Genomic DNA, 25509 nt, shown 5'->3' with positions numbered 1-25509 from the left:
GCCCCTTGGGGCCGGCGGCCCGCTCAGGCCGTGGCGAACGAGTAGAAACGCTTCAGCGTGCAGTGCTCGTCCAGCAGCCGTCCGTAGATCGGCTCCCCGTCGAGCTCCCGGTAGGTCTCGATGGGGTCGCCTTTTATGACCAGGGCGCGGGCGCATTCCTCGCACCAGTACTGGTAGTCCGCGTTGACGGGTTCCATGTCCCGGACGATCGGCGTACCGCTGCCGCACCAGTCACATTTCCTGCTGTGGGCGCCCATCCATCAGCTCCAACTGTGGCCGCAGGCCGTACAAACGAAGGAAATGCCCCCGTTGTCGCCCAGCACCTGTGCGACATGGGAGGAGCCGCACGACGGGCACTGCAGGGCAGTGTCGTCGCTGCTGCACACGGAGGCGGGGCCGTCAACGGGGCAGGTGAAACGGAGCGCGTATTCCGGCAGCCAGTCATAGCCCTGCGCCTCGGCCACTTCGAGCAGGTCATTGACCTCCTCGAGGATGCTCGTGGGCATCGCGATCTCTCCTCCCCTGCCGGCGCCGTCCGATTCTGCCACGGACCGCGGACCGGGTCAGGCCCGCCTTCGCGCCACCCTGGCCGGCGGCACCGCCGGTCACCTGGACTGGCCACGCCCCAAACGGCGAGCCGGAGGCGGGTGGCGGCACCGCGCACGGGACACGTCCCGACCGCACAGTGCCCCGCACAACGCAGAGATCCCGCCTCCGTGAGGAGACGGGATCATCCGGGTTGTGGAGCTAAGGAGAATTGAACTCCTGACCTCCTGCATGCCATGCAGGCGCTCTACCAACTGAGCTATAGCCCCGGGTCTTGTTCCGCTCCCCCGGGTTTCCCCCGGCGGCGCCGCGAACAAGAAGAACTTTAGCCTGCGACCTGCCCGGATGTGAAATCCGGTCGGCCGGGGCCGCCCTGCGGGCTCAGTCGTCGTCGCCGAGCACCGGCTCCGGCAGGGTGCCGGCGTTGTGTTCCATCAGGCGCCAGCCGCGCGCGCCCTCGCCCAGCACGGACCAGCAGCAGTTCGACAGACCGCCCAGGCCCTCCCAGTGGTGGGCCTCCAGGCCGAGCAGCCGCCCGATGGTGGTGCGGATCGTGCCGCCGTGGCTGACCACGACCAGGGTGCCGTTCCCGGGGAGCTTGTCGGCGTGGTTGAGGACGATGGGGGCGGCCCGGTCGGCCACCTCGGTCTCCAGCTCGCCGCCGCCGCGGCGCACCGGCTCACCGCGCTTCCAGGCGGTGTACTGCTCGCCGTACTGCGCGAGGATCTCGTCGTGCGTCAGCCCCTGCCAGGAGCCCGCGTAGGTCTCCCGCAGAGCCGCGTCATGCGTCACGTCGAGCCGGGTCAGCTCGGCCAGCTCGCGCGCCGTCGCTGAGGCCCGCTGCAGGTCGGAGGCGATGATGGCGTCCGGCCCGAGGGCGGCGAGCAGCCGGGCGGCGCGCCGCGCCTGGCCGACGCCCGCCTCGGTCAGCTCGATGTCCGTCGACCCCTGGAAGCGGCGCTCCAGATTCCAGGCGGTCTGGCCGTGGCGCCAGAGGACGATGCGGCGGCCCTGGCCGCTCTTGGTGCCGTTCAGAGCAGCTCACCGTCCTGTTCGCCCGCCGTGGCGTCGGCGTGCGCCGCGGCCTTGCCGCGGGTGGCCCTGGCCTCCTCGGGGAGGTCGATCTCGGGGCAGTCCTTCCACAGGCGCTCGAGCGCGTAGAAGACACGCTCCTCGCTGTGCTGGATGTGCACCACGATGTCGACGTAGTCGAGCAGCACCCAGCGGGCCTCGCGGTCGCCCTCGCGGCGGACCGGCTTGGCACCGAGGTCCTTGTTGAGCCGTTCCTCGATCTCGTCGACGATCGACTTGACCTGGCGGTCGCTGGGCGCCGAGGCCAGCAGGAAGGCGTCGGTGATCGAGAGGACGTCACTGACGTCGTACGCGATGATGTCGTGCGCGAGCTTGTCGGCCGCGGCCTGGGCGGCGGCGTTGATGAGCTCGATGGAGCGGTCCGTGGCGGTCACAAGCGGCTTTCCGGTTCGAGGGCAGCCTCTCCGGCCGGGCAGGGGCGCTGGCTCGCCGCGGAGCCGCGGCGCGCGCCGCAGTCCCCATGGGCAACCGGATCGGCGGTCAGGTACCCCTCAAGGGTCTCACGGACCACCGACACTCCCGGCTGTGTTTTCGAACCCACCAGTCGGTTCCGGCGTCCGGGCTGGTCAGCGCCGGGTCCGGGGCTGCCGGGCCCCGCCGGTCACCACCGGAGGGGCCGGGCGCGTCCGGCCCGTCAGCCCTTGTAGTCCCGCCCCAGCACCACGGTGATGTCGGCGTTCGAGGCGCCCTTGCCCTGCCTGACCGCTCCCGCCGGCAGCCCCAGTGTCTTGGCGACCTCCGCGGCCTTGGCCTTCTGGGCGGCGTCCACGTAGGTGATCCGGGACGCGGATGCGGCCGCGCCCGCGGTGCCGTCGTCGACGAAGCTGTAGCCGCCGTTGAGCAGCGCGACCTTCGCCTTGTTGGTGGCGGCCGCGGTTCCGGTGGCATTACGGACCGCGACCCGGGCGGCCGCGTCGGGGGCGGTCTTCTTGACCGTGCCGCCGAGCACGTCCTTGACCACGCTCGCCGAGGTGGTCTGGCTGAGCGTCCCGTTGGCCTGCACGGGCAGCAGGGTGGTGCGGTACGCGCCGGTCTTCGCCAGCTCGGCCCGCTGCGCCAGCGAGCTGCCCAGCTGCGCCTCGGTGAGCGGCGGGTCGAGGACCTGGAGCAGTGTCTTCACGGTGGTGGTGGCGCCGTCGGCGTCGCTGGAGACCTTCTTCAGGGTCGCCTGCATGACCTGGCCGAACCGCTGCAGCTGCTTGGTCTGGGGCTCGCCCGGCGCCAGGTGGGTGGCGTAGGCGACGGCGGCCTGGCCATTGAGGTCCTGGGCGCTGCCCCGCTTGACGACCGGGGAGGCGCCCTTCTTGGCGCCGGGGACGGTGGCGTCGGTGTCGAGAGTGATCCCGCCGACCGTCTCGACGAGGTTCTCCAGGTAGGGGGTGTCCAGCCGCCAGCTGGCCTTGAGGTCGGCGCCCAGGAGGCTGTTGAGGGAGTCCCGGGTCGGCTCGGTGCCCTCGTCCTTGACGGACTTGCCGAGCGTCGTGGTGGTGCCGTCGTCCTTGGAGACGAGGAGGCTGTTGGGCAGGAGGACGGTGGTGCCCTTGTGGGTGGTCTCGTTGTCCACCAGCAGCGCCGTCGAGCTGTCGCCCGTCTTGGTGTCCCGCAGATGCACGACGAGGACATCGCGCTTCTGCCCGGCGCCCGCGGCCGCCGCCCCGGCGTCCGGCCCGGCCACTCCCGGCAGCTTGCCCGCCCACCACAGATAGCCGACACCGCCGGCGACCAGCAGGGCCAGCACGACGGACAGCGCGACGATCCGGCTGCGGCCGCGCCGCTTGGCCTCCTCGCGCCGCTCGGTGCGGCTCTCGGTGAACTTCAGCCAGTCGATGACGTCTTCGGAGTCCTCGTCCGGCTCCTCGATGAAGGAGAACTGCTCGGTGCGGTACTCGGGGTCGTCGGCAAAGGGCCCGGCGGGGCCGCTCGCGGTGTCCGGCCCGGCGGTGTCGTCCGCCGGGGCGCGGCGCTGCGCCGGCGGACGGGGCGGGCCGTCCTGGCCCTGCGGGGCGGGCTCGTCGTAGCGGGGCTGCTCCCCGTAGGGGACCTGCTCGTACGGGGACTGCTGGGCCTGCTGCGGGATCCATTCCTGCTGCTGGTGCGATGGCTGCTCGGGGCTGCCGTACGGGTCGTACTGCTGCGGATAGCCGGGCTGAGCCTGCACCTGCTGACGGCCGTAGGCGTCGTAGCCGTACTCCGGCTGCGCCTGGTACGGCTGGTGGCCGCCCTGGTAGCCCTGTGCGGCCTGGCCGCCGCCCTGTTGGCCGCCGTACGGGTCATAGCCCTCGTAGGCGGACGGGGCGGTCTGCTGCCCGTATGCGTCGTAGTGCTGCTCGTACGGCGGCTGTGCGGCGTCGTGGTACACCGGCTGCCCGTAGGCGTCATAGGTGTAGCCCGGCTGCCCCGGCTGCTCCTGGGCATACGGGTCGTGGGCATACGGGTCCTGCGGCCCGTACGGATCCTGTCGGTCGCTCACCGGTGCCCCTTTCCGTCAGCCCCGTCAGCGGTCGTTGCGGTACAGCTCTTTTTTGTCGATGTAGCGCACCACACCGTCCGGCACCAGGTACCAGACCGGATCCCCCTGGGCGACACGCGCCCGGCAGTCGGACGAGGAGATGGCCAGCGCCGGCACCTCGACCAAGGACACCGCCCCCTCGGGCAGCCCGGGGTCCGCGAGGACATGTCCGGGCCTGGTCACCCCGATGAAGTGGGCGAGCGAAACCAGCTCCGCGGCATCGTGCCAGGTCAGAATCTGGCTGAGCGCGTCGGCGCCGGTGATGAAGAACAGATCCGCGTCACGGTGCTCCTCGCGCAGATCACGCAGCGTGTCTATCGTGTACGTCTTGCCGCCGCGGTCGATGTCGATACGGCTGACGGAGAACTGCGGGTTCGACGCGGTCGCGATGACCGTCATCAGATACCGGTCCTCGGCCGGGGACACCTTCTTGTGGCTCTTCTGCCACGGCTGTCCCGTCGGCACGAAGATGACCTCGTCGAGGTGGAACTGGCTGGCCACCTCGCTGGCGGCGACCAGGTGTCCGTGGTGGATCGGGTCGAACGTCCCGCCCATCACTCCGAGTCGCCGCTTCACGGGCCCTGTGTGCTCTCCCATGCGTGCAGACCCTACTGGGCGGCGCGCGATGCCGGGGGCCGGGTGCCGGGGCTCAGCGGTCCCGGTTGAAACGGGTGGTGATCCAGAGCAGGAGGAGCAGGATAAAAAGGGCGCCGCCGCCGGTCACGTAGGGGCTGAGGCTGGCGTGACCGCCCTCGTGCCCGGGTTCGGCGGCGAGGGTGGCCAGGGACTGTGCGGTGGTGTGCAGGCTCATCGTCGGCAGGACCAATCCGGGCTGGGGTCGGGCAGAGACTTCCACCACATCGTAAGCGTCGGCTCACGGCGGGCCCACGGCGACTCCGCCCGGACGCGCCCCGGGACGCCGGCGGAGGTCAGTCCTGGCCGTAGCCGCGCAGCAGGAACCAGGCGAGCAGGACGGCGCCCACGACGCCGCCGATGATCACGGTGCGCAGGATCCAACCGGGCCCGGCGTCCCTGGCGGTCTCCTGGGCTGCGGCGAGCAGCACGCTCTGATACGGCACGACGGTGCACTCCCTCAGGTACGGGCGGCCCGTGCGGTCATGTGTACGAGCCTGTGCGGGTATTGGTGCGATCGCCAGCGTACGCCCGAGCATCCATTCGTCTGTCGGTGGCGTCCTCTAGTCTGAGACACACGCAGTCGAACAGGGGGAGGCCCCAATGACGGAGAGCCCAGACGGCAGCGCGAACGTACCGAGCCGGGACCGGCGGCGATTCCCCGGAATCTCGTCGCGGTCGTACGAGCACCCGGCGGACCGCTCGGCGCTGGTGGCGTTGCGCAAGCTGAGCGGGTTCGACACCGTCTTCAAGACGCTCAGCGGCTTGTTGCCGGAGCGCAGCCTGCGGCTGCTGTTCCTGTCGGACTCGGTGCGGGTGAGCGACCAGCAGTTCGCGCACCTCAACGCCATGCTGCGCGATGCCTGCTACATCCTGGACCTGGAGAAGGTCCCGCCGATGTATGTGAACCAGGACCCGCAGCCCAATGCCATGTGTATCGGTCTCGACGAGCCGATCATCGTGGTGACGACCGGTCTGGTCGAGCTGCTGGACGAGGAGGAGATGCGGGCGGTCGTCGGCCACGAGGTCGGGCATGCGCTGTCCGGGCACGCCGTTTACCGCACGATTCTGCTGTTCCTGACGAATCTGGCGATGAAGGTCGCCTGGATCCCGCTGGGCAATGTCGCAATCATGGCGATCGTGACGGCACTGCGCGAGTGGTTCCGCAAGTCGGAGCTGTCGGCCGACCGTGCCGGGCTGCTGGTCGGACAGGATCTGCAGGCCTCGATGCGCGGTCTGATGAAGCTGGCCGGCGGCAATCACCTGCACGAGATGAATGTCGACGCCTTCCTCAAGCAGGCGGACGAGTACGAGTCCGGCGGCGATCTGCGCGACTCCGTGCTGAAGATCCTCAACCTGCTGCCGCGCAGCCACCCGTTCACCACCGTGCGGGCGGCCGAGCTCAAGAAGTGGGCGGCCAGCCGCGACTACCAGCGGATCATGGACGGCCACTACCCGCGCCGTGACGAGGACAAGGACACCTCGGTCTCCGACTCGTTCCGGGACTCCGCCGCCCACTACGCCGACTCGATGCGCAACAGCAAGGACCCGCTGATGGGTCTGGTGCGCGATATCGCGGGCGGTGCGGGCGACTTGGGCGGCAAGCTGCGCGACACGGTCTTCCGTGGCGGGCCGCGCCCCGACGGCCCGGGCGGTGCCAACGGAAGTGGTGGAGCCGGCGGCTCGGACGACAGGTCCTAGCGCATCGGATGGCTCGGCTTCGGCTGGGCGGAGGGCGCCAGCTCACCACAGAGGGAGGGGTTGGCGCGGTCCCTGGCGTAGGGGTCGGTGCCCGTGGGCCGGTCGTTGCCGGCGTGCTGTCCCGCGAACAGCGGGCGCAGCGCGTCGGCCGGCTTCGAGGAGCAGGACAGCGGCCCTGCCTGCAGACTGCTCTGCAGCACCTCCAGGCGGTGGTCGCTGAGGTTGTCGCGGGTCAGCCGGAAGTGCACCTCACGGCGGACGGTGACCAGCGAGGCGGCGCCCGGCGTGGGCTTGCCGGTGTCCTGGGCCGATGCTCCGCCCGCGGCGCCGGGGGCGGGCCGGACGGCGTAGACGAAGGTGTAGTCGGCGGTCACATCGAGCGCGTCCGGGCTCAACTCCGAGGCGGACAGCGTGCCGTTCACCCGTACGTCCCGGTCGGCGAGGCGGGTCTGCCGCGGGTCGAAGCGGACCAGCCAGCCGGTCGCGGCGTCGTGGCCGTTGTCGTCGGGGTGCGCCAGGCTCCGGTCGAACTGGTCGAGTTGGCGGGTGTCGAGCAGCAGCCGCACCGGCCGTACGGATCCGCCGGTGAGGGTGTCCGGGTCCAGCGAGGAGCGGACGATGTAGTCCTTCGCCACGGTCAGCGCGGAGACGATCTGGCCGTCGGAGAAGTGCTCGGTGCGGGCGACGGCGGGCAGATTGACGCCCGCGGCGCCGATCCGGTAATGCGCCGCGGGGCTGTGCGCGAAGAGGTCCTCAGGGGTCGCGCCGGGCACCGTCCCGGTCGGCGCCAGCGGCACCACCGCGGAGCGCAGCGGCTGCGCACGGACCGTCTCCGGGGACTTGTAGGGGTGCCGTACGCCCATGTAGACGGCGGTGCCGAAGGCGATCACGATCAGCAGCACCAGCAGGATGGCCTGCCGGGAGCCGCCCATCCGCATCCACGCGTGCCGGGTCTTGACGGCCGGCGAGTGGTGCTCGCCGAGCCGCTCGTCCGCGGAGAATTCCTGCAGCCGCGCAGCCCGAACGAACGATTCGTCGAAGACGACGGATCGGTATTCGTCCTCACCGCCTCCCGGGGCGCCGTTGGGCGTCCCTTCCGGAGGGTCACCAGGCCCGGTCATACAACAAGAGTAGGTCGGCCGGGGCGATCGTAAACGCGGGGACGCCGAGCAACTTCGCCGGACGATGCGGTTTCGGGCGCCCGATTTGCGGGAAGTGTGCCACGCCGTCAGTGCGGCCTGGGCACCGCCGAGAACGACGGGCGCAGGGGTTCGGCCGAGGGCGGCGACGGCAGGCCGGGGCGGGCCGTGCGGACGCTGTCCGTACCGCCCGTGACCGGGGAATCCACCCCGCTGGAGGTGGGCGCCGGAGCCGGGGTCTGGGTCCGCCCGGCGGAGCCCCGGTAGACGGCGCTGAAGGCCAGCGCGACCAGCCCGATCCCCATCACCACGGCCAGCACCCAGGCGACCGGCCGGTGCCAGCGGGTGCTGCCGCGGTAGGGACGCAGCGCACCGCCGTAGGGGCCGTACGGGTCATGTGGCGGATAGTCGCCGTACTCCCCGTCGTCGTACTCTCCGTAATCGGCGTAGCCGTCGTAGTCGTCGGTTTCCCGGCCGCGCCGGCGTCTGCGGGGGCCGGTCTCGTCCGGGTCGTCGCCGTCGGGTCCGAAACCGGGCCCGGAGCGGGCCGCCTCGGCCTCGGCGCGCGCCTCGGCGGCGGCCAGCATCCGCTCGACCGCCGAGGGTTCATGAATCCGGGCCGACCGGACGAATTCCTCGTCGAAGACCACGGAGGCGAATTCTTCGTCCGCTTTTCCGTGGCTCCCGTGGTGGTGCTCGTCGGGCTCTTCACCGTCCGGGAACGGCTTGCCCCCCACGTCGTCCGGCACCCGTCCAGGTTAGCCCCGGCCGGTCATTTTGGGCAGGGAGAACGGGGAATCCGGGGGACGTTCAGCGGGTGTGGCCGTCGCCCGTGACGATGTACTTCGTGGAGGTCAGTTCCGGCAGTCCCATGGGGCCGCGGGCGTGCAGCTTCTGCGTCGAGATGCCGATCTCCGCACCGAAGCCGAACTCCCCGCCGTCGGTGAAACGGGTGGAGGCGTTGACCGCGACGGTGGTGGAGTCCACCAACTGGGTGAAGCGGCGGGCGGCGGCCTGCGAGGTGGTGACGATGGCCTCGGTGTGACCGGAGGTCCAGCGCCGGATGTGCGCCACCGCCGCGTCCAGGTCGGGCACCACGGCGGCCGCGATGTCGTACGAGAGGTACTCCGTCGCCCAGTCCTCGTCGGTGGCGGGGGCCACCAGTCCGGGGCCCGCCTGCTGCCAGGCGGCGTCACCGTGCACGATGACCCCGGCCTGGGTCAGTGCCTCCAGGGCGCGCGGCAGGAACTTCTCGGCGATCCCGGCGTGCACCAGCACCGTCTCCGCGGCGTTGCAGACACTGGGCCGCTGGGCCTTGGAATTGATCAGGATGTCGACGGCCATGTCGAGGTCGGCGGCCTCGTCGACGTAGACGTGGCAGTTGCCGGTGCCGGTCTCGATCACCGGGACGGTGGACTCCTCGACGACCGTGCGGATCAGGGACGCGCCGCCGCGCGGGATCAGCACATCGACCAGGCCGCGGGCGCGCATCAGCTCCCGCACCGAGTCACGGCTCTCGCCGGGCACCAGCTGCACCGCGTCGGCGGGCAGTCCGGCGCTCTGGACGGCGTCGCGCAGCACCTCCACCAGGGCGCTGTTGGAGGCGTACGCGGAGGACGAGCCACGCAGCAGCACGGCGTTGCCGGACTTCAGGCACAGGGCCGCGGCGTCCACCGTCACATTGGGCCGGGCCTCGTAGATGATCCCGATCACGCCGAGCGGGACCCGGACCTGCCGCAGGTCGAGACCGTTGGGCAGGGTCGAGCCGCGCACCACCTCGCCCACCGGGTCGGGCAGCGCCACGACCTGGCGGACATCGGCGGCGATGGCCGCGATCCGCTCGGGGGTGAGGGTGAGCCGGTCCACGATCGACTCGGCGGTGCCCGCCGCCCGCGCCTTGGCGATGTCCTGGGCGTTGGCGGTGACGATCGCGTCGGTCCGCTCCACCAGGGCGTCGGCGATGGCGAGCAGCGCTGCGTCACGGGCCGTACGCGGCAGTGGCGCCAGGACGGCGGCTGCCTCCCGCGCGCGGCGGGCGGTCTCGAGGACGGGCGAGGAGTGCGATGCGCTGCTGGTCATGGCCGCAGCCTAGCGGGGCGGCAGGCCGCGGCCACGCCGTATCTCACAGCGCGGGACGCGGACGGCCGAGGATCAGAACGGGTGGACGCCGACCGGGGAGGCCGGCGGCGGGCCGTACCCCTCCGCGAGGCGCTGGTGGTAGGTCTCGCGGTCGATGACTTCCAGGCCGACGATCTCCCACGGCGGCAGCTTGGCCGTCGAGCGGTGCTCGCCCCACAGCCGCAGGGCGACCGCCGCGGCGTCGTGCAGGTCCCGCGCCTCCTCCCAGTAGCGGATCTCGGCGTGATCGTTGGCGTAGCGGCTGGTCAGCAGGAACGGATGGTCGTGGGCGAGCTGCTCCAGCGCCCGCCGGACCTCCTTCAGCGGGGCCTCGGCGCCCGAGACGCTGAGCGTGATGTGCCACAGCCGGGACGCCTCCCGGCGCCCGCCCTCCGGTGCGTGCTGCGCCGCCGCGTCACGCTCCGTACCGGGGTCGTCCGGGCGGGCGGCGTCCTCGCCGGTCCCGACGCTGGTCAGGGTGCGCTCCGCCGTCCCTCGGGGCGGTGCCCCTGGGCGCCCTCGTCTCACCGGCGGCCTCCTGTGATGCGAATCGCTCCGCCCTCGGGGGTGCGGAGCCGTCGTACGTCGGCGGGTGCGCGTGCGCGCTGCGGGCGCCGCTCCCCTACGGCGCCCCCGCAACAAAGTTGACCAGCCCGCGGCCCGTCGCGGAGGCGTTTTCCCCAAGGTCTCCATGGAAAGGCCGGTCTTCACACCAGGCCGGAGGGGCGGTTTTCGGCCGCCCAGGGACGTCGGCCCCCCGGGACGGCCCTCAGTGGTGCAGCAGCACCAGATCGTCGCGGTGCACGACCTCCCGCTCATAGGCGGGGCCCAGCTCGCGGGCGAGATCGCGGGTCGAACGGCCAATCAAACGGGGGATTTCCCGGGCATCGAAATTGACGACGCCGCGGGCGACCGCGCGGCCCTCGCCGTCCCTCAGCTCGACCGGGTCGCCGGCGGAGAATTCGCCCTCCACGGAGGCGATGCCGGCCGGCAGCAGCGAGGAGCGGCGCTCGACGACGGCCCGCACCGCCCCGTCGTCCAGGACGAGCGCCCCGCACGGGGTGGAGGCGTGCGCGAGCCACAGCAGCCGGTTGGCGGAGCGGCGGCCGGTGCGCAGGAAGTGGGTGCCGGTCGAGCCGCCGGCCAGGGCCTCCGCGGCGTGCACGGCGGAGGTCAGGACGACCGGGATACCGGCCGCGGCCGCGATCCGGGCCGCCTCGACCTTGGTGACCATGCCGCCGGTGCCGACGCCGGCCTTGCCCGCGCTGCCGATGGAGATGCCCTCCAGGTCCTTGGGCCCGTGGACCTCGGCTATCCGGGAGGTGCCGGGGGTGGCCGGATCGCCGTCGTAGAGGCCGTCCACGTCCGAGAGCAGGATCAGCAGGTCGGCGCGGACGAGATGGGCGACCAGGGCCGCCAGCCGGTCGTTGTCGCCGAACCGGATCTCGTCGGTGGCGACGGTGTCGTTCTCGTTGACGATCGGGACGGCGCCCATGGCCAGCAGCTGGTCGAGGGTCCGGTAGGCGTTGCGGTAGTGGGCCCGGCGGCTGGTGTCGTCGGAGGTCAGCAGGACCTGGCCGACGCGGCGGCCGTAGCGGGCGAAGGAGGCGGTGTAGCGGGCGACCAGCAGGCCCTGGCCGACGCTGGCGGCGGCCTGCTGCCGGGCCAGGTCACGGGGCCGCTTGGCGAGCCCCAGGGGCGCCAGACCGGCCGCGATGGCGCCGGAGGAGACCAGCACGATCTCCTTGTCCTGGTGCTTGGCCAGCACATCCACCAGCGCGTCGACGCGGTCCGCGTCCAGTCCCCCCGCGGCCGTGGTCAGCGACGACGAGCCGACCTTCACCACGATCCGGCGGGCGTCCTTCACGTCCTGCCTTGCGCCTGCCACCTGCGTACCCCTGTGCTCGCCGATCCCACCGCCGTACGGGGATCACTGCTCGACCCGCACCACGGCCCTACGGGCGCAATCTACGGCAGGGCGGGCCACGGGCGCTTCGTGATATCGCCTGGCGGACGCCGTGTGAGATACGTCCGGCCGGTCACGGCGCGCGGAGGAAACGCGCAGAATAGGGGCCGCACATCCCGTTGGCCCCATACGCCACGAGGTTTTCCTTAAGAGGGAAACCGAGGCCAACGGGTTGCGTTCGATTGGTCCGCTTTCGCGGTGATGAGAGCCACAGCAGATTGTCACCAAGGCCAACAAGGTCATACGGTCGGGTGTCCATCGGTCCCGTTTCGCCGCTCCGGCGGCGTCGCAGCGCGGGACCCGGCCGCCCCCCTCGGCCTCCCCCTGACCTTTCGTGCTGCCAGGAGCCCTCCCCCGTGCCTTCCGCCGGAATCGTCCCCCGCCGAGCCGTACAGCTCGCGGCCCTCTTCGCGATGATGGTCGCCTTCACCGCGCAGCTCCTCGGAGCGCTGCTGCCCGTCATCCCGCTGTTCATCGCCGCATCCGTGGTCAACCTGGGTCTCGACCTGGTCCTCCAGCACAAGCAGCCCGGCCTGCTCGCGGTGCTCGGCCGGATCCGGTTCGATGTCACGGTGCGCCAGTTGCTGCGCGACATGCTGATACTGGTCGGCCTGCTGCACATCGACGGCATCAACCCGCTTGAGGAGCAGGCGCCGCTCACCATCACGCTGCTCCTCTTCTACGGCACCCACTTCGTGTGCCAGGCGGTCGCGGTGCTGGTCCGCCGGACCCGCAGCATGCCGTTCGTCACCCGCAACATCGACGCGAGCGCGCTGCGGCTGTGCGACGCCCCGCCGCGCATCCTCTCCCGCCAGACGGGCCGGCGCCTGCTGCGCTTCTCGGTGCCCACCACGACCGGCATGATGCTCACCGCAATCACCACCGACGCGTACTGGGGCGGCATCGGCCTGGCCGTCTCCCTGGCCCTGTCCGCCGGCGGCACGCTGTACCTGGGCACCTGGCTGCTGCCCAAGCACCGGGTGGCCAGCGAGAAGCAGGCGCTGGAGTGGCTGGACAACTGGCTGGCGGAGTACCGGCCGACGGTCGGTATGTACTTCTCCGGCGGCTCCTCCTCCGCCTACCAGGCCAACATGTGGCTGAGCACCCTCGCCGCCCTGGACGGCAACCCGATCATCGTGCTCCGTGAGCGCTTCATGGTGCAGAAGATCGAGGCCACGGACGTGCCGATCGTCTGCATCCCCAAGGTCGCCAACCTGATGCGGCTGGAGCACTCCACGCTCAAGGTGCTGCTGCACCCGGCGAACTCCGGCAAGACCTCGCAGATCCTGCGCATCCCGTCCATCAAGCACGCCTTCACCAACCACGGCGAGAGCGACAAGCTGTCCTCCTGCAACCCGTACGCGAAGGCGTACGACGAGGTCTGGGTGGCGGGCCCGGCGGCCCGTGACCGCTACCAGCTCGCCGACATCGGCGTCGAGGACAAGGACGTCATCGAGGTCGGCCGCCCCCAGCTGGCGCCGATCCAGCCGTACGCGGGCGCCCCGGCCGGCCGTCTGACGACCGTGCTCTACGCCCCGACCTGGGAGGGCTGGGACGGCAACCCGGGCAACACCTCGGTGATCCTGGCGGGCGAGAACATCGTCCGCGAGCTGCTCGCCGACGAGAACGTGCGGCTGCTGTACAAGCCGCACCCGATGACCGGTTCCGTGGACCCGCGTGCGGGCGCCGCCAACACCCGCATCCAGGCGATGATCACGGAGGCGAACGCCCGGCGCAGCGGGGCGCAGCCCGGTCCGGAGGCCGCCGCCGAGCTGGCCCGGTGCACCGACGCGCTCAACGCGCTGACCACCTCCGCGTTCCGCAAGAGCGCGGACGAGCTGGAGCGGATGCGGCTGCAGGGCACCCCGGAGGAGGGCCGCGCCGCCGCCGTCGCGGCGGCCGTCACCGCCTGGGAGGAGGCGTACTGGAACTCCTTCCCCGAGTGGGAGCACCGCATCATCACCACCGCCCGCCCCGGCATCTTCAGCTGCTTCAACCAGGCCGACGTGCTGATCAGCGATGTTTCCAGCGTCGTCTCCGACTACCTGACCAGCGAGAAGCCGTACGCCGTCGCCAACACCTCGGGCATGAGCGAGGACGACTTCCGGGTGAACTTCCCGACCGTGCGGGCGGCGACGATCCTCACGCCGGAGGCGGAGGGTGTGACCGGTCTCCTCGACGCGGTCCGCAACCCGGAGAAGGACACCCTGGCCGGGGAGCGGGCCGAGCTCAAGGAGCATCTGCTGGGCCCGTCGGACCCGCCGTCCTCGGTCCGCTTCAACCAGGCCGCGCTGGCACTGGCCGCCAAGGCAGACGAGCGGCGCGTCCGGATGGAGAACCGGCTGTCCGGTATCCCCGGCCAGCGCTCGCAGGAGGACGTGGACGCCTCCGAGACGGCCGAGGACAAGGCCAACGGCGCCTCGGACGCCACGGCCGCCGTCTAGCCCGCAGCGGGCCGTTCACGGCCTTGGTGCAGAAGAACGGGGAAGGCCCCCGGGAGGAGAACTCCCGGGGGCCTTCCCCGTCTTCGGTGCCGCGGTCCGCCGGGCGGACCGTCAGAAGGGCTTGAAGCCCTCGTACTCCTGGTCGGCCTCGTCCCGCGCCACGTCCCGGTCCCTGCGGCGCTGCGCAGCCGGACGGGGCGCCTCCATGCGGTGGTCCTCGCCACGCCGGCCCAGCATCTCCGCGCCGGCCGCCATCATCGGCTCCCAGTCGAAGACGACGGCGTTGTCCTCGGGGCCGATGGCGATGCCGTCGCCCGCGTGCGCGCCCGCCTTGCGCAGCGCGTCCTCGACACCGAGACGGTTGAGGCGGTCGGCGAGGTAGCCGACAGCCTCGTCGTTGTTGAAGTCGGTCTGACGGACCCAGCGCTCGGGCTTCTCGCCGCGCACACGGAAGAAGTTCTCGCCCTCCTCCGTGATCGTGAAGCCGGTATCGTCCACGGCCTTGGGCCGGATGACGATACGGGTGGCTTCCTGCACGGGCTTGGCGGCGCGGGCCTTGGAGACGACGTCGGCGAGCGCGAAGGACAGCTCCTTCAGGCCCATGTGGGCGACCGCGGAGACCTCGAACACCCGGTAGCCGCGCTCTTCCAGGTCGGGGCGGATGATGTCGGCGAGGTCCTTGCCGTCCGGGACGTCGATCTTGTTGAGGACGACCATCCGGGGCCGGTTGTCCAGGCCGCCGTACTGCTTGAGCTCCTCCTCGATCATGTCGAGGTCGGAGACCGGGTCACGGTCGGCCTCCAGGGTCGCGGTGTCCAGGACGTGGACGAGCACCTCGCAGCGCTCGACATGCCGCAGGAACTCCAGGCCCAGGCCCTTGCCCTGGCTCGCGCCGGGGATCAGACCGGGGACGTCCGCGATCGTGTAGACCGTCGAACCGGCCGTCACCACACCGAGGTTGGGCACCAGGGTGGTGAAGGGGTAGTCGGCGATCTTGGGCTTGGCGGCGGAGAGCACCGAGATCAGCGAGGACTTGCCGGCGCTCGGGTAGCCGACCAGCGCGACGTCCGCGACGGTCTTGAGCTCCAGCACGATGTCGCGGGCCTCGCCGGGCTCGCCGAGCAGCGCGAAGCCGGGGGCCTTGCGGCGGGCGGAGGCCAGCGCGGCGTTGCCGAGGCCGCCGCGGCCGCCCTGGCCGGCGACGAAGGTGGTGCCCTGGCCGACGAGGTCGGCGAGCACATTGCCCTCGCTGTCCAGGATGACGGTGCCGTCGGGGACCGGCAGGACCAGGTCCTGGCCGTTCTTGCCGGAGCGGTTGTCGCCCGCGCCCGGCTGGCCGTTGGTGGCCTTGCGGTGCGGGTGGTGGTGGTATTCGAGGAGCGTGGTGACGTCCTGGTCGACGACCAGGATCACATCGCCGCCGCGGCCGCCGTTGCCGCCGTCCGGGCCGCCCAGCGGCTTGAACTTCTCCCGCATCACGGAGGCCACGCCGTGGCCTCCGTTACCCGCGGCGACGTGCAGCTCGACGCGGTCCACGAAGGTGGTCATGGTGGGGGTGCCTCCAGATAACTACGGGTATGTCGCTGTACTGCGAATGTCTCTGTACTAACACGCAAGGGCGGACCGGCCTTCCCGCTCTCGCGGGAAAAGGCGGTCCGCCCCTGAGTGATGCTGATGCTGAGCTATCGCTCGGTCAGGCCGTGATTACTCGGCGACCGGAACGATGTTCACGACCTTGCGGCCACGGTGGGTGCCGAACTGCACCGCACCGGCAGCAAGGGCGAACAGGGTGTCGTCGCCGCCGCGGCCGACGCCCGTGCCCGGGTGGAAGTGGGTGCCACGCTGGCGGACCAGGATCTCACCGGCGAGGACGGCCTGACCGCCGAAGCGCTTCACGCCGAGCCGCTGAGCATTGGAATCGCGACCGTTCCGAGTGGACGATGCGCCCTTCTTGTGTGCCATGTCTCCTCAGTCCCTTACTTCGCCGGAGCGTCGATGCCGGTGATCTTCAGCGCCGTGTGGAGCTGGCGGTGGCCGATCCGCTTCTTGTAACCGGTCTTGTTCTTGTACTTCTGGATCCGGATCTTGTCGCCCTTGTGGTGGTCGACGACCTCGCCCTGGACCTTCACGCCGGCCAGGACCCACGGGTCGCTGGTGACCGAGTCGCCGTCGACAACCAGCAGCGTCGAGAGCTCGACGGTGTCGCCGACCTTGCTGGTGGAAATGCGGTCAACCTCGATGACGTCGCCAACAGCAACCTTCTGCTGGCGTCCGCCGGTGCGCACGATCGCGTACACGCGGAACTCTCTTTCGCTAGGAACGGATCCTCTGATGCCAGCCGCTCACACGGGCTCGGGATAGGGCCCGTGGAATCCGAGTGGACGAGCGGCCTCCCTCGGCGGACCGAGAGGTGTTTGCTCAGGGGTTTGGTGTCACAGACACCGACGGTCAAGATTACGGGGCCTTGACCAGGGGGTCAAACCGGCCCCGGACCACCTGCGGTCCGGGGCGCGGCCGTACCGTGCTCAGTCCTCCGCGGAGGAGGACACCGACGCCACCGAGGGCTGCTCGGCGGCAGCGGTCTTCTTGGCCGCCGCCTTCTTCGTCGTCGTCTTCTTCGCGGTGGTCTTCTTCGCCGTGGCCTTCTTGGCGGTGGTGGTCTTCTTCGCCGCCGTCTTCTTGGCCGTGGTCTTCTTCGCGGTGGTCTTCTTGGCCGCCGCCTTCTTCGCCGTCGCCTTCTTCGCGGTCTTCTTGGCCGCGGGCTCCGCCTCCGCCTCGGCGCCCTCGACGGGCTCCGCGGACTCGGCCGGCGCCGGCTCGCTGACCGTCTCCGCCGGGGCGGCGATCACAACGGTCGCCGCGGAGTCGTCGGAGACCTGCGGGGCGGTCACCTTACGGGTGACCCGACGGCGCGGACGGCTCGGCGCGGGCTCGGCGGCCGGCGCGTCGGCGACCGGCTCCGGAGCGGGCTCCGGCTCGGGCGCCGCGACCGGCTCGGCCGGCACGACGATCTCGGTGGCCTCCGTGGCCGCCTTGGGGGCGCCCGCCGGAGCGGACACCTTCCGGCTCACCCGGCGGCGGCCACGGCCACGCCCGGCGGCCGCCTCGGCCTCGGCCGGGCTGCTGAACCACTCGTCGGCCTCGGCAACCGCGGGCTGCAGCTCGGCCTCCGTCACGGGGACGGGCTCCAGCTCCGGCTCGGCACCGTCCGGGGTCGGCTCGACGACCTCGGCCTCGTGGACATGCGGCTCGGGCTGGGCGCCCTTGCCCTTCTTCTTGCGCTTGCCACCGCCGCCGACCGCCGCCGGCTGGTCCATGTGGACGATGACGCCACGGCCGTTGCAGTGCACACACGACTCGGAGAAGGACTCCAGCAGGCCCTGGCCGACCCGCTTACGGGTCATCTGGACCAGGCCGAGCGAGGTGACCTCGGCGACCTGGTGCTTGGTCCGGTCCCGGCCCAGGCACTCCAGCAGGCGCCGCAGCACCAGGTCCCGGTTGGACTCCAGCACCATGTCGATGAAGTCGATCACGATGATGCCGCCGAGGTCGCGCAGCCGCAGCTGGCGCACGATCTCCTCGGCCGCCTCCAGGTTGTTCCTGGTGACCGTCTCCTCCAGGTTGCCGCCCTGGCCGGTGAACTTTCCGGTGTTGACGTCGACCACGACCATCGCCTCGGTCCGGTCGATCACCAGCGAACCGCCGCTGGGCAGCCAGACCTTGCGGTCCAGCGCCTTCATCAGCTGCTCGTCGATGCGGTACGTCGCGAAGACGTCGACGTCCGAGGTCCACTTCTGGAGCCGGTCGACGAGGTCCGGGGCGACATGCGCGACATAGCCGTGGATGGTCTCCCAGGCGTCGTCACCGCTGACGATGACCTTGGAGAAGTCCTCGTTGAAGATGTCGCGGACGACCCGGACGGTCATGTCCGGCTCGCCGTAGAGCAGGGTCGGCGCGCTGGAGCTGCTGCTCTTGGCCTTCTTCTGGATCTCTTCCCACTGGGCCTGCAGCCGCTGGACGTCGCGCGCCAGCTCCTCCTCGCTCGCGCCCTCCGCCGCGGTACGCACGATGACGCCCGCGTCCTCGGGAACGATCTTCTTGAGGATCTGCTTCAGCCGCGCCCGCTCGGTGTCGGGGAGCTTGCGGCTGATACCGGTCATCGAGCCCTCGGGCACGTACACCAGGTAGCGGCCGGGGAGCGAGACCTGGCTGGTGAGCCGGGCGCCCTTGTGACCGATCGGGTCCTTGGTGACCTGCACCAGCACGGACTGGCCGGACTTCAGCGCGGTCTCGATCCGGCGCGGGCCGTTGGCCATGCCCAGCGCCTCGAAGTTGACCTCACCGGCGTACAGCACGGCGTTACGGCCCTTGCCGATGTCGACGAACGCGGCCTCCATCGACGGCAGGACGTTCTGCACCTTGCCGAGGTAGACATTGCCGACGTACGAGGTCGCCTGCTCCTTGTTGACGAAGTGCTCGACGAGCACGTCGTCCTCAAGGACGCCGATCTGGGTGCGCTCGCCGCTCTGGCGGACGACCATCACCCGCTCGACGGCCTCGCGGCGGGCCAGGAACTCCGCCTCGGTGATGATCGGCACCCGGCGGCGGCCCTGCTCGCGGCCCTCACGGCGGCGCTGCTTCTTGGCCTCCAGACGCGTCGACCCCTTGATCGACTGCACCTCGTCGGCGCTGGTGCCCTCGTCCTTCTTGCGGGGCTCACGGACCTTGACGACCGTGCGCTCCGGGTCGTCGGCGCTGCCGGCCTCGACCTCGGCGGCCTCACCGGTACGACGGCGGCGGCGACGGCGACGGCGGCTGCTGCTGGACCCGCCGCCCGACGGCTCCTCGTCCTCCTGCTCCTCCGGCTGCCCCTGCTCCTCGGTCTCCTCGGCCTCCGCCTCCGGGGCCTCCCGCTCGTCGGCGGCCTGCTCGTCGGCACCCTCGGCGGACTCACCGCGACGACGGCGGCGGCCACCACGGCGGCGGCGGCGCGAGGGGCGGTCGGCCGACTCGTCCTCACCGTTGCCGCTCTCGGCCTGCTCGGCCTCCGGCTCGGCCGCCGCGGCGGCTTCTTCGGCCGCCGGCTCCTCGGCCGGGGCGGCGGTGACCTGCTCGGGCTCGGCCGGGGCGCCACGGCGGCGACGGCGGCGCGAACCCGCGGCGGGCTGCTCCTCCGCGACCGGCTCGGCGGTGGTCTCCTCCTGGCGGGCCGCGGCAGCGGCGGCGGCCGCGGTCTCCGGCGTCTGGAACATCGGCTCGGTGAAGACCGGCGCCTGGAAGACGGCGGTCGGGGGCCGCTGCGCACGGCGACGGCCGCGCTGCGGCGCCTCCGTGGCGGGCTCCTCCTCGGTGCGGGGCGCCTCGGCGGCCGGCTCCGCGGCACGCTCACCGCGGCGGCGCGCCCGGCGGCGGGGCGCCTCGGCGGTCTGGGCCTCGGCGGCCGGTGCCTGCTGGGGCTCCGCTGCCGCGGGCTCCTCGGCCTCCTGGGCGGCCTGCGGCGCGTCCGAGGGGGCGGTGGTCTTACGGGTGGCGCGGCGACGCGTCCGGGCGGGCTTGGCGTCCTCGGCGGGCGCGGGGGCCGCTTCCTCGGCGACGGGGGCGGCCGGGGCGCTCTCGGCCGGGGCGGCCTCGTCGGCGGCGCTCGCCTGCGGGGCGCCGGCCGGAGCGGTGACCTTACGGGTGGCCCGGCGGCGGGTGCGGCGCGGTGCCGCCTCCTCGCTCTCCTCGGCGGCGGCCGGAGCGACGTCCGCGGCGGCCTCGACGGGCTGCGCAACAGGCGCAGGCGCCTCGGCGACCACCGGCTCCGGGGCGGCCTCGGTCTGCGGGGTGCCGGCGGGGGCGGTCACCTTGCGGGTCGCCCGGCGGCGGGTGCGGCGCGGTGCCGCCTCCTCGTCCTGCGACGCCTCGGCGGGCGTCTCAACGGCGGCGGCCGGGGCCTGCTCGGTCTCGGCCTCGGCGGTCTCGGCCTCGGCGGTCTCGGCCTCGGCGGCCGGTGCCGCGTCCGGCTCGTCGGCAGCCGACTGCGGGGCGCCCGCCGGGGAGGTGACCTTGCGGGTCGCACGGCGGCGGGTACGGGCCGGCTTGGCCTCGTCACCGGTGGTCACCGCGGATGCGGTGGTCTCCTCGTCGAGGGCCGGATCGGCCGCGGAAGAGGCGGTGGCCTCGGTGCTCACCACCGCGGCTTCGGCGGCGGCACCGGCCGCCGGCGGACCGGCCGGCCGGGATGCCGCGCGGCGCCGTCGGCGCGGCGGCAGCGTGTCACTGGGTGAGTGGTTGTCGTCAGCACCGCGATCCTGGGAATTCGTGGATCGGGTGGGCTCAATGGGCTCGAGCATGCGGGCGGTTCTCCCGTCACGCTCCCGGGCGCCGCGCCTGATTCCGGTCGCGGTCCGCGTGATGAGCGCGGTCCCGCTGTCCGGGGCGTGGGCGCCGCACGGGAGCTGTCGTCTCGCTCGTCGGCCCCCGTAGGGCGGGACCGGCGAAAGTCTCCTGGTCAGTGCGTCTGCCGGACCGGGGTGGCTCCCTGGTTGATCGGCGACGCGACGACGGCGCTCCTACGCAGTACCTTCCCCGGCTGCCGGGGAGGCCCCACTCGTCGCCTTCGCGGCACTCAGCCCGGCGGCCGTGGGTGGGGCGGCCGTGGCAGCGTCGCGGTCGGGCGCTAGCGGGTCAGTCACCGCGCCGGTCTCCTCATCGAGCAGCCCCTGCGCCAGCCTGGTCACCGCAGCGGGGACCGGCGGCGCCAGGTCGGCCGTAGCTCGGAGGCCGGACAGGACGTCGTCGGGTCGAACGGCAGGTGTCAGATGCCGAACAACCAGCCGCAGTATCGCACAGGCATTGCCGTCGGGCCTATCGCCCTCGCGACCGGCGGCCTCCAGACGCGCCACCGCGGCCCGTGCGTCAAAGGCCCGCATGCCGTTTTTCGTCCGGCGCTCGACCTGCACCTCTTCCGCGGCGAGGAACGCCTCGACGGCGCGCCCGGCCGCCTCCGGCTCGACACCGTCGAGCCGCATCTCCCACACCGAGGCCTGGAGACGGTCGGCCAGGCCGCTGGTGCGCGCCTCGACGGCGTCGATCACATCGAGCCCGTCCGGCAGCGACTCGTCGAGGAGTTCGCGAAGCTTGTCCGGATCGCGGTGCTCGGCGAGCTGGATCTCCAGATACTCGGCCTCACTGCCCGTACCGGTCGGGGCGGCGTTGGCGTACGACACCTTGGGGTGCGGGGTGAAGCCCGCCGAATAGGCCATGGGGACCTCGGCGCGGCGCAGCGCCCGCTCGAAAGCGCGCTGGAAGTCGCGGTGGCTGGTGAACCGGAGGCGGCCGCGCTTGGTGTAGCGCAGTCGGATGCGCTGCACCGCCGGTGCGGGCGGCGGGCCTTCGGGCTGTCGCTTGCCCAGTGTCGTTCAGTCCTTCGTGAGTGCGGTCGTACTGCTACCAAGAGTACGTGTCCCGGGGGCTCCCGGTTCCCGTCGGGGCGGAACGGCGGCCGCACGCCGGGGCTCCCTGGGGGCACCGAACAGGGCACGCCGGAGCTCCTGGCGGGTCTGCCGCACGGTCGCGCGGGCGGTGCGCAGCGCCTGCCGGACCGGCTTCCAGATGCCGTCGCGGATGCCGTGGCCGAGCGGGGTGAGCACGGTGCGGTACACCCAGCGCACCGGCTCGACGAAGAGCCACCGCAGCACTGTGCCGAGGAACCGGCCGATGGCCCGGGAGATGATCCCGGCGACCCGCCAGCAGTGCCCGAAGGCCGCCCCGACCTCGCGGACGACCACCGTCACCACGGCGGCCAGCGCCCGTCCGGCCGGCAGCAGCACATACCGCCACAGGGCGACCAGCGGCACGACCACGATCCACCGGACGAGGGTGGCGAGAACGGCGCCGAGGCCGCGCACCAGCCAGGCGGTACCGCGCCCGAGGGGCGTCAGTACGGACGCGTACAGCCACCGGGCAGGCACCACCACCAGATACCGCACCCACCACGCCACCACCACGGCGATCCCCCGACCCACCGGCGCCAGCACATACCGCCACAACGCCACCCACGGCCACACGAACAACGCCTTGCCCAACCACAGCAACCCCACGCCCAGTCCCCGCACCAGCCAGGCGATCCCCCGCCCGAGGGGCGTCAGTACGGACGCGTACAGCCACCGGGCAGGCACCACCACCAGATACCGCACCCACCACGCCACCACCACGGCGATCCCCCGACCCACCGGCACCAGCACATACCGCCACAACGCCACCCACGGCCACACGAACAACGCCTTGCCCAACCACAGCAACCCCACGCCCAGTCCACGCACCAGCCAGGCGATCCCCCGCCCAAGGGGGGTGAGCGCGTACCGCCACAGCCAGACCGCCGGAGCGACGGCCAGCGTGCGCCAGAGCCACCCCAGCGGGGCCACCACGAGGGTGCGCCAGGTCCATGTCACGGGTATCACGACGAGGGTGCGCCACAGCCAGGCGAGACCGCGGCCGAAGGGGCGCAGTGCGGTCCGGTGGACGGCCCGGCCGAGGGCGGCCAGCGCGTCCCACACCAGGCGCACCGGCACCACGAGCACCAGCACCACGATCCGTACCGGAAGGCGGACCGCGGTGGTTAGACAGCCCTCGCCCGGTTCGTAACGGGCGGGCACCCGCCGGTCGTTGTCGGTGGGCTCCATGCGGCCCTCCCCCTTGTGCTTCGGTACGTCAGATGCGCCGCTACGGCTGCCTGCCGGCGGTGGCCGCGGCCGCGGGGATCCAGTAGCGCAGCTTGTCGTCCCGCTGGTCCTCGAAGATCCCGCCGCAGGCCTCGATGACCTTACGCGAGGCGGTGTTGGTGTCGTCGCAGGTGACCAGCACCGGGTCGATGCCCAGTTCGTGATGGGCGACCGGCAGTGCGGCGCGCAGCATGGCGGTGGCGTGGCCGCGGCGGCGGGCACCGGGGCGCACGCCGTAACCGATGTGGCCGCCCCAGGTGAGGAGGGACGGGGTGAGACGGTGGCGGAAGGCGACGCGCCCCAGGTAGGTGTCGCCGTCCACCCACCAGCGGGTGCTCAGGGGGACCACGCCGTCGGGGCGTTCGTGGTCCATGAGCCCGCCGACCGTGCCGACGTACTCCGCGAAGCCGTCCACCGTCCCCCAGCGGCCGCGCCAGGTCCGCAGCTCGTGGGCCATGCTGGAGCCCTGGACGGAGTCCGCGCCCTCGGCCAGGAACTCGTCCATCGCGGCGAGGAAGGAAGCGTGGACGGCGACGGTGGGAGCGATGAGTTGTGCTGACATCGCCTCATTGTGCGGGAGTACGCCACGGCCCGGCCCCCCGCACCGTGCGGGGGGCCGGGCCGAAGAGGCGTACGGAGGGCGCTACTTGACGACGGTCCGCAGAAGCAGCGGATCACCCCCGCGTCCGCGGGGAACGACCGTCCCGCTCAGCTAGGTCACTTCACCATCAGCGGAAGCAGCTTCTTGCCCGTCGGGCCGATCTGGATCTCGGTGTCCATCTGGGGGCAGACGCCGCAGTCGAAGCACGGGGTCCAGCGGCAGTCCTCGACCTCGGTCTCGTCGAGCGCGTCCTGCCAGTCCTCCCAGAGCCAGTCCTTGTCGAGGCCGGAGTCCAGGTGGTCCCAGGGCAGGACCTCCTCGTACTCCCGCTCACGGGTGGTGTACCAGGCGACGTCGACGCCGAAGTCGGGCAGCGTCTCCTCGGCGGCCTTCATCCAGCGGTCGTAGGAGAAGTGCTCACGCCAGCCGTCGAAGCGGCCGCCGCCCTCGTAGACGGCGCGGATGACCGAGCCGACGCGGCGGTCGCCGCGCGAGAGCAGGCCCTCGACGATGCCGGGCTTGCCGTCGTGGTAGCGGAAGCCGATGGAGCGGCCGTACTTCTTGTCACCGCGGATCTTGTCCCGGAGCTTTTCGAGACGGGCGTCCGTCTCCTCCGCCGACAGCTGCGGCGCCCACTGGAAGGGCGTGTGCGGCTTGGGGACGAAGCCGCCGATAGAGACCGTGCAGCGGATGTCGTTCTGCCCGGAGACCTTGCGGCCCTCGGCGATGACCCTGACGGCCATGTCGCCGATCTGGAGCACGTCCTCGTCGGTCTCGGTCGGCAGGCCGCACATGAAGTAGAGCTTCACCTGCCGCCAGCCGTTGCCGTAGGCCGTGGAGACGGTCCTGATCAGGTCTTCTTCGGAGACCATCTTGTTGATGACCTTGCGCATCCGCTCCGAGCCGCCCTCGGGCGCGAAGGTCAGACCCGAGCGACGGCCGTTGCGCGTCAGCTCGTTGGCAAGATCGACGTTGAACGCGTCGACCCGGGTCGACGGGAGCGACAGGCCGATCTTGTCTTCCTCGTACCGGTCGGCGAGCCCCTTCGCGATATCGCCGATCTCGGTGTGGTCCGCGGAGGACAGCGACAGCAGGCCGACCTCCTCGAATCCCGTGGCCTTCAGGCCCTTGTCCACCATGTCGCCGATGCCGGTGATGCTTCGCTCCCGTACGGGGCGCGTGATCATGCCGGCCTGGCAGAAACGGCAGCCGCGGGTGCAGCCACGGAAGATCTCGACCGACATCCGCTCATGGACGGTCTCGGCCAGGGGGACGAGCGGCTGCTTGGGGTAGGGCCACTCGTCGAGGTCCATGACGGTGTGCTTGGACACCCGCCACGGGACGCCGGAGCGGTTCGGCACGACGCGCGAGATCCGCCCGTCGGCCAGGTACTCCACGTCGTAGAACTTGGGGACGTAGACGCTGCCGGTCTTCGCGAGGCGGAACAGCAGCTCGTCGCGGCCGCCGGGCCGGTCCTCGGCCTTCCAGGCGCGGATGATCTCGGTGATCTCCAGCACCGCCTGCTCACCGTCACCCACGACCGCGCAGTCCAGGAAGTCCGCGATCGGCTCGGGGTTGAACGCCGCATGGCCGCCGGCCAGGACGATCGGGTGGTCCTCCGTACGGTCCTTGGCCTCCATGGGGATACCGGCCAGGTCCAGGGCCGTGAGGAGGTTGGTGTACCCCAGCTCGGTCGAGAAGGAGACACCGAGCACGTCGAAGGCGCCGACGGGGCGGTGCGCGTCGACCGTGAACTGCGGGACGCGGTGCTCACGCATCAGCGCTTCGAGGTCCGGCCACACGCTGTACGTGCGCTCGGCCAGCACGCCCTCGCGCTCGTTGAGGACCTCGTAGAGGATCATGACGCCCTGGTTGGGCAGACCGACCTCGTAGGCATCGGGGTACATGAGCGCCCACCGCACATCACAGGAGTCCCAGTCCTTGACGGTGGAGTTCAGCTCACCGCCGACGTACTGAATGGGCTTCTGCACATGCGGGAGCAGGGCCTCGAGCTGCGGGAAGACCGACTCGGCAGACATCTCGAACCTTCGTGAG

23 protein-coding genes and 1 tRNA gene are annotated in these 25509 nt (G+C 71.6%); 2 read left to right on the top strand and 22 right to left on the bottom strand.

The window, feature by feature from the left end:
• Window positions 1-23: 23 nt before the first annotated feature.
• The 9 genes from SLV14N_RS26810 to SLV14N_RS26770 form a co-directional block, all read right to left on the bottom strand.
• On the bottom strand, window positions 24-257 hold the full coding sequence (locus SLV14N_RS26810) for a hypothetical protein (RefSeq protein WP_004571982.1): 234 nt from the start codon (window positions 255-257) through the stop codon (window positions 24-26).
• Between the two features lie 3 nt (window positions 258-260).
• On the bottom strand, window positions 261-506 hold the full coding sequence (locus SLV14N_RS26805; RefSeq protein WP_208684284.1) for a hypothetical protein: 246 nt from the start codon (window positions 504-506) through the stop codon (window positions 261-263).
• 236 nt (window positions 507-742) lie between these two features.
• Window positions 743-815: transfer RNA gene (locus tag SLV14N_RS26800), tRNA-Ala, on the bottom strand.
• A 112-nt stretch (window positions 816-927) separates the two neighbouring features.
• Window positions 928-1581: a histidine phosphatase family protein gene (locus tag SLV14N_RS26795; RefSeq protein WP_263273287.1), complete on the bottom strand. Its 654-nt coding sequence runs from the start codon at window positions 1579-1581 to the stop codon at window positions 928-930.
• Entirely contained in the window at window positions 1578-2012 is a 435-nt protein-coding gene (gene rsfS / locus SLV14N_RS26790) for a ribosome silencing factor (RefSeq protein ID WP_208684281.1), read from the bottom strand. Before rsfS ends, SLV14N_RS26795 begins: the two co-directional genes overlap by 4 nt.
• Window positions 2013-2272: 260 nt before the next feature.
• A complete protein-coding gene (locus SLV14N_RS26785; protein WP_263271415.1) occupies window positions 2273-4108 on the bottom strand; it encodes a LytR C-terminal domain-containing protein in 1836 nt (611 codons plus the stop codon).
• A 24-nt stretch (window positions 4109-4132) separates the two neighbouring features.
• Complete coding sequence (nadD, locus tag SLV14N_RS26780; RefSeq protein WP_263271413.1) at window positions 4133-4744, bottom strand: nicotinate-nucleotide adenylyltransferase; 612 nt, start codon at window positions 4742-4744, stop codon at window positions 4133-4135.
• A 52-nt stretch (window positions 4745-4796) separates the two neighbouring features.
• Window positions 4797-4958, bottom strand: a complete 162-nt coding sequence (locus tag SLV14N_RS26775; protein ID WP_208684274.1) for a hypothetical protein — start codon at window positions 4956-4958, stop codon at window positions 4797-4799.
• Between the two features lie 118 nt (window positions 4959-5076).
• Window positions 5077-5226, bottom strand: coding sequence for a hypothetical protein (locus tag SLV14N_RS26770; RefSeq protein ID WP_164764613.1), 150 nt, complete (start codon window positions 5224-5226; stop codon window positions 5077-5079).
• Window positions 5227-5383: 157 nt separating this feature from the next.
• On the opposite strand from SLV14N_RS26770, the gene SLV14N_RS26765 reads away from it, so the two are divergent.
• Window positions 5384-6481 carry a M48 family metallopeptidase gene (locus SLV14N_RS26765; RefSeq protein WP_263271410.1) on the top strand — a complete coding sequence of 366 codons (1098 nt, stop codon included), beginning with the start codon at window positions 5384-5386 and terminating at the stop codon, window positions 6479-6481.
• Here the strand turns inward: SLV14N_RS26765 and SLV14N_RS26760 are convergent.
• From SLV14N_RS26760 to proB, 5 genes are all read right to left on the bottom strand, one after another.
• Window positions 6478-7602, bottom strand: a complete 1125-nt coding sequence (locus SLV14N_RS26760) for a hypothetical protein (RefSeq protein ID WP_263271409.1) — start codon at window positions 7600-7602, stop codon at window positions 6478-6480. The two genes, SLV14N_RS26765 and SLV14N_RS26760, sit on opposite strands and share 4 nt — an antisense overlap.
• Window positions 7603-7709: 107 nt before the next feature.
• On the bottom strand, window positions 7710-8369 hold the full coding sequence (locus SLV14N_RS26755; protein WP_018088242.1) for a membrane protein: 660 nt from the start codon (window positions 8367-8369) through the stop codon (window positions 7710-7712).
• A 61-nt stretch (window positions 8370-8430) separates the two neighbouring features.
• Complete coding sequence (locus SLV14N_RS26750; RefSeq protein WP_018088243.1) at window positions 8431-9699, bottom strand: glutamate-5-semialdehyde dehydrogenase; 1269 nt, start codon at window positions 9697-9699, stop codon at window positions 8431-8433.
• 72 nt (window positions 9700-9771) lie between these two features.
• Window positions 9772-10266, bottom strand: a complete 495-nt coding sequence (locus SLV14N_RS26745; protein WP_263271406.1) for a hypothetical protein — start codon at window positions 10264-10266, stop codon at window positions 9772-9774.
• Window positions 10267-10507: 241 nt separating this feature from the next.
• Window positions 10508-11626 carry a glutamate 5-kinase gene (gene proB / locus SLV14N_RS26740; protein WP_208684266.1) on the bottom strand — a complete coding sequence of 373 codons (1119 nt, stop codon included), beginning with the start codon at window positions 11624-11626 and terminating at the stop codon, window positions 10508-10510.
• A gap of 434 nt (window positions 11627-12060) precedes the next feature.
• Here proB and SLV14N_RS26735 point away from each other — a divergent pair, with 434 nt between their 5' ends.
• Window positions 12061-14148, top strand: a complete 2088-nt coding sequence (locus tag SLV14N_RS26735; RefSeq protein ID WP_263271404.1) for a HupE/UreJ family protein — start codon at window positions 12061-12063, stop codon at window positions 14146-14148.
• A 111-nt stretch (window positions 14149-14259) separates the two neighbouring features.
• Here SLV14N_RS26735 and obgE read toward each other — a convergent pair whose 3' ends face one another.
• From obgE to SLV14N_RS26695, 8 genes are all read right to left on the bottom strand, one after another.
• Entirely contained in the window at window positions 14260-15696 is a 1437-nt protein-coding gene (gene obgE / locus SLV14N_RS26730) for a GTPase ObgE (protein WP_208684262.1), read from the bottom strand.
• Between the two features lie 156 nt (window positions 15697-15852).
• Window positions 15853-16110 carry a 50S ribosomal protein L27 gene (gene rpmA, locus SLV14N_RS26725; RefSeq protein ID WP_018088248.1) on the bottom strand — a complete coding sequence of 86 codons (258 nt, stop codon included), beginning with the start codon at window positions 16108-16110 and terminating at the stop codon, window positions 15853-15855.
• Window positions 16111-16124: 14 nt separating this feature from the next.
• Window positions 16125-16445, bottom strand: coding sequence for a 50S ribosomal protein L21 (rplU, locus tag SLV14N_RS26720; protein WP_006605648.1), 321 nt, complete (start codon window positions 16443-16445; stop codon window positions 16125-16127).
• A gap of 228 nt (window positions 16446-16673) precedes the next feature.
• Window positions 16674-20483 (bottom strand): Rne/Rng family ribonuclease, encoded by a 3810-nt coding sequence (locus SLV14N_RS26715; RefSeq protein WP_263271401.1) that lies wholly within the window; start codon window positions 20481-20483, stop codon window positions 16674-16676.
• Between the two features lie 219 nt (window positions 20484-20702).
• The gene (locus SLV14N_RS26710; protein WP_208684258.1) at window positions 20703-21503 is read right to left on the bottom strand and encodes a TIGR03936 family radical SAM-associated protein; all 801 of its coding nucleotides are present in this window, start codon (window positions 21501-21503) and stop codon (window positions 20703-20705) included.
• A 48-nt stretch (window positions 21504-21551) separates the two neighbouring features.
• Window positions 21552-22814: a hypothetical protein gene (locus tag SLV14N_RS26705; protein WP_263271399.1), complete on the bottom strand. Its 1263-nt coding sequence runs from the start codon at window positions 22812-22814 to the stop codon at window positions 21552-21554.
• A gap of 40 nt (window positions 22815-22854) precedes the next feature.
• Complete coding sequence (locus SLV14N_RS26700; RefSeq protein ID WP_208684254.1) at window positions 22855-23415, bottom strand: GNAT family N-acetyltransferase; 561 nt, start codon at window positions 23413-23415, stop codon at window positions 22855-22857.
• Between the two features lie 155 nt (window positions 23416-23570).
• On the bottom strand, window positions 23571-25493 hold the full coding sequence (locus SLV14N_RS26695) for a TIGR03960 family B12-binding radical SAM protein (protein WP_263271398.1): 1923 nt from the start codon (window positions 25491-25493) through the stop codon (window positions 23571-23573).
• Between the last annotated feature and the right edge of the window lie 16 nt (window positions 25494-25509).

The organism is Streptomyces sp. Je 1-4 4N24 (assembly GCF_026239515.1).
Lineage (GTDB): Bacteria > Actinomycetota > Actinomycetes > Streptomycetales > Streptomycetaceae > Streptomyces > Streptomyces nigrescens.
The sequence above is the reverse complement of the archived record's forward strand: the minus strand, read 5'-3'. Positions and strand labels throughout refer to the sequence as shown.

Bases quoted from the DNA above. Each gene is read 5' to 3' on its own strand.
- rpmA (WP_018088248.1), bottom strand. From the start codon at position 16,110: ATGGCACACAAGAAGGGCGCATCGTCCACTCGGAACGGTCGCGATTCC.
- SLV14N_RS26705 (WP_263271399.1), bottom strand. From the start codon at position 22,814: ATGGAGCCCACCGACAACGACCGGCGGGTGCCCGCCCGTTACGAACCG.
- SLV14N_RS26805 (WP_208684284.1), bottom strand. From the start codon at position 506: ATGCCCACGAGCATCCTCGAGGAGGTCAATGACCTGCTCGAAGTGGCC.
- SLV14N_RS26700 (WP_208684254.1), bottom strand. From the start codon at position 23,415: ATGTCAGCACAACTCATCGCTCCCACCGTCGCCGTCCACGCTTCCTTC.
- SLV14N_RS26715 (WP_263271401.1), bottom strand. From the start codon at position 20,483: ATGCTCGAGCCCATTGAGCCCACCCGATCCACGAATTCCCAGGATCGC.
- SLV14N_RS26760 (WP_263271409.1), bottom strand. From the start codon at position 7,602: ATGACCGGGCCTGGTGACCCTCCGGAAGGGACGCCCAACGGCGCCCCG.
- SLV14N_RS26695 (WP_263271398.1), bottom strand. From the start codon at position 25,493: ATGTCTGCCGAGTCGGTCTTCCCGCAGCTCGAGGCCCTGCTCCCGCAT.
- obgE (WP_208684262.1), bottom strand. From the start codon at position 15,696: ATGACCACCTTCGTGGACCGCGTCGAGCTGCACGTCGCCGCGGGTAAC.
- nadD (WP_263271413.1), bottom strand. From the start codon at position 4,744: ATGGGAGAGCACACAGGGCCCGTGAAGCGGCGACTCGGAGTGATGGGC.
- SLV14N_RS26775 (WP_208684274.1), bottom strand. From the start codon at position 4,958: ATGAGCCTGCACACCACCGCACAGTCCCTGGCCACCCTCGCCGCCGAA.
- SLV14N_RS26765 (WP_263271410.1), top strand. From the start codon at position 5,384: ATGACGGAGAGCCCAGACGGCAGCGCGAACGTACCGAGCCGGGACCGG.
- SLV14N_RS26810 (WP_004571982.1), bottom strand. From the start codon at position 257: ATGGGCGCCCACAGCAGGAAATGTGACTGGTGCGGCAGCGGTACGCCG.
- SLV14N_RS26750 (WP_018088243.1), bottom strand. From the start codon at position 9,699: ATGACCAGCAGCGCATCGCACTCCTCGCCCGTCCTCGAGACCGCCCGC.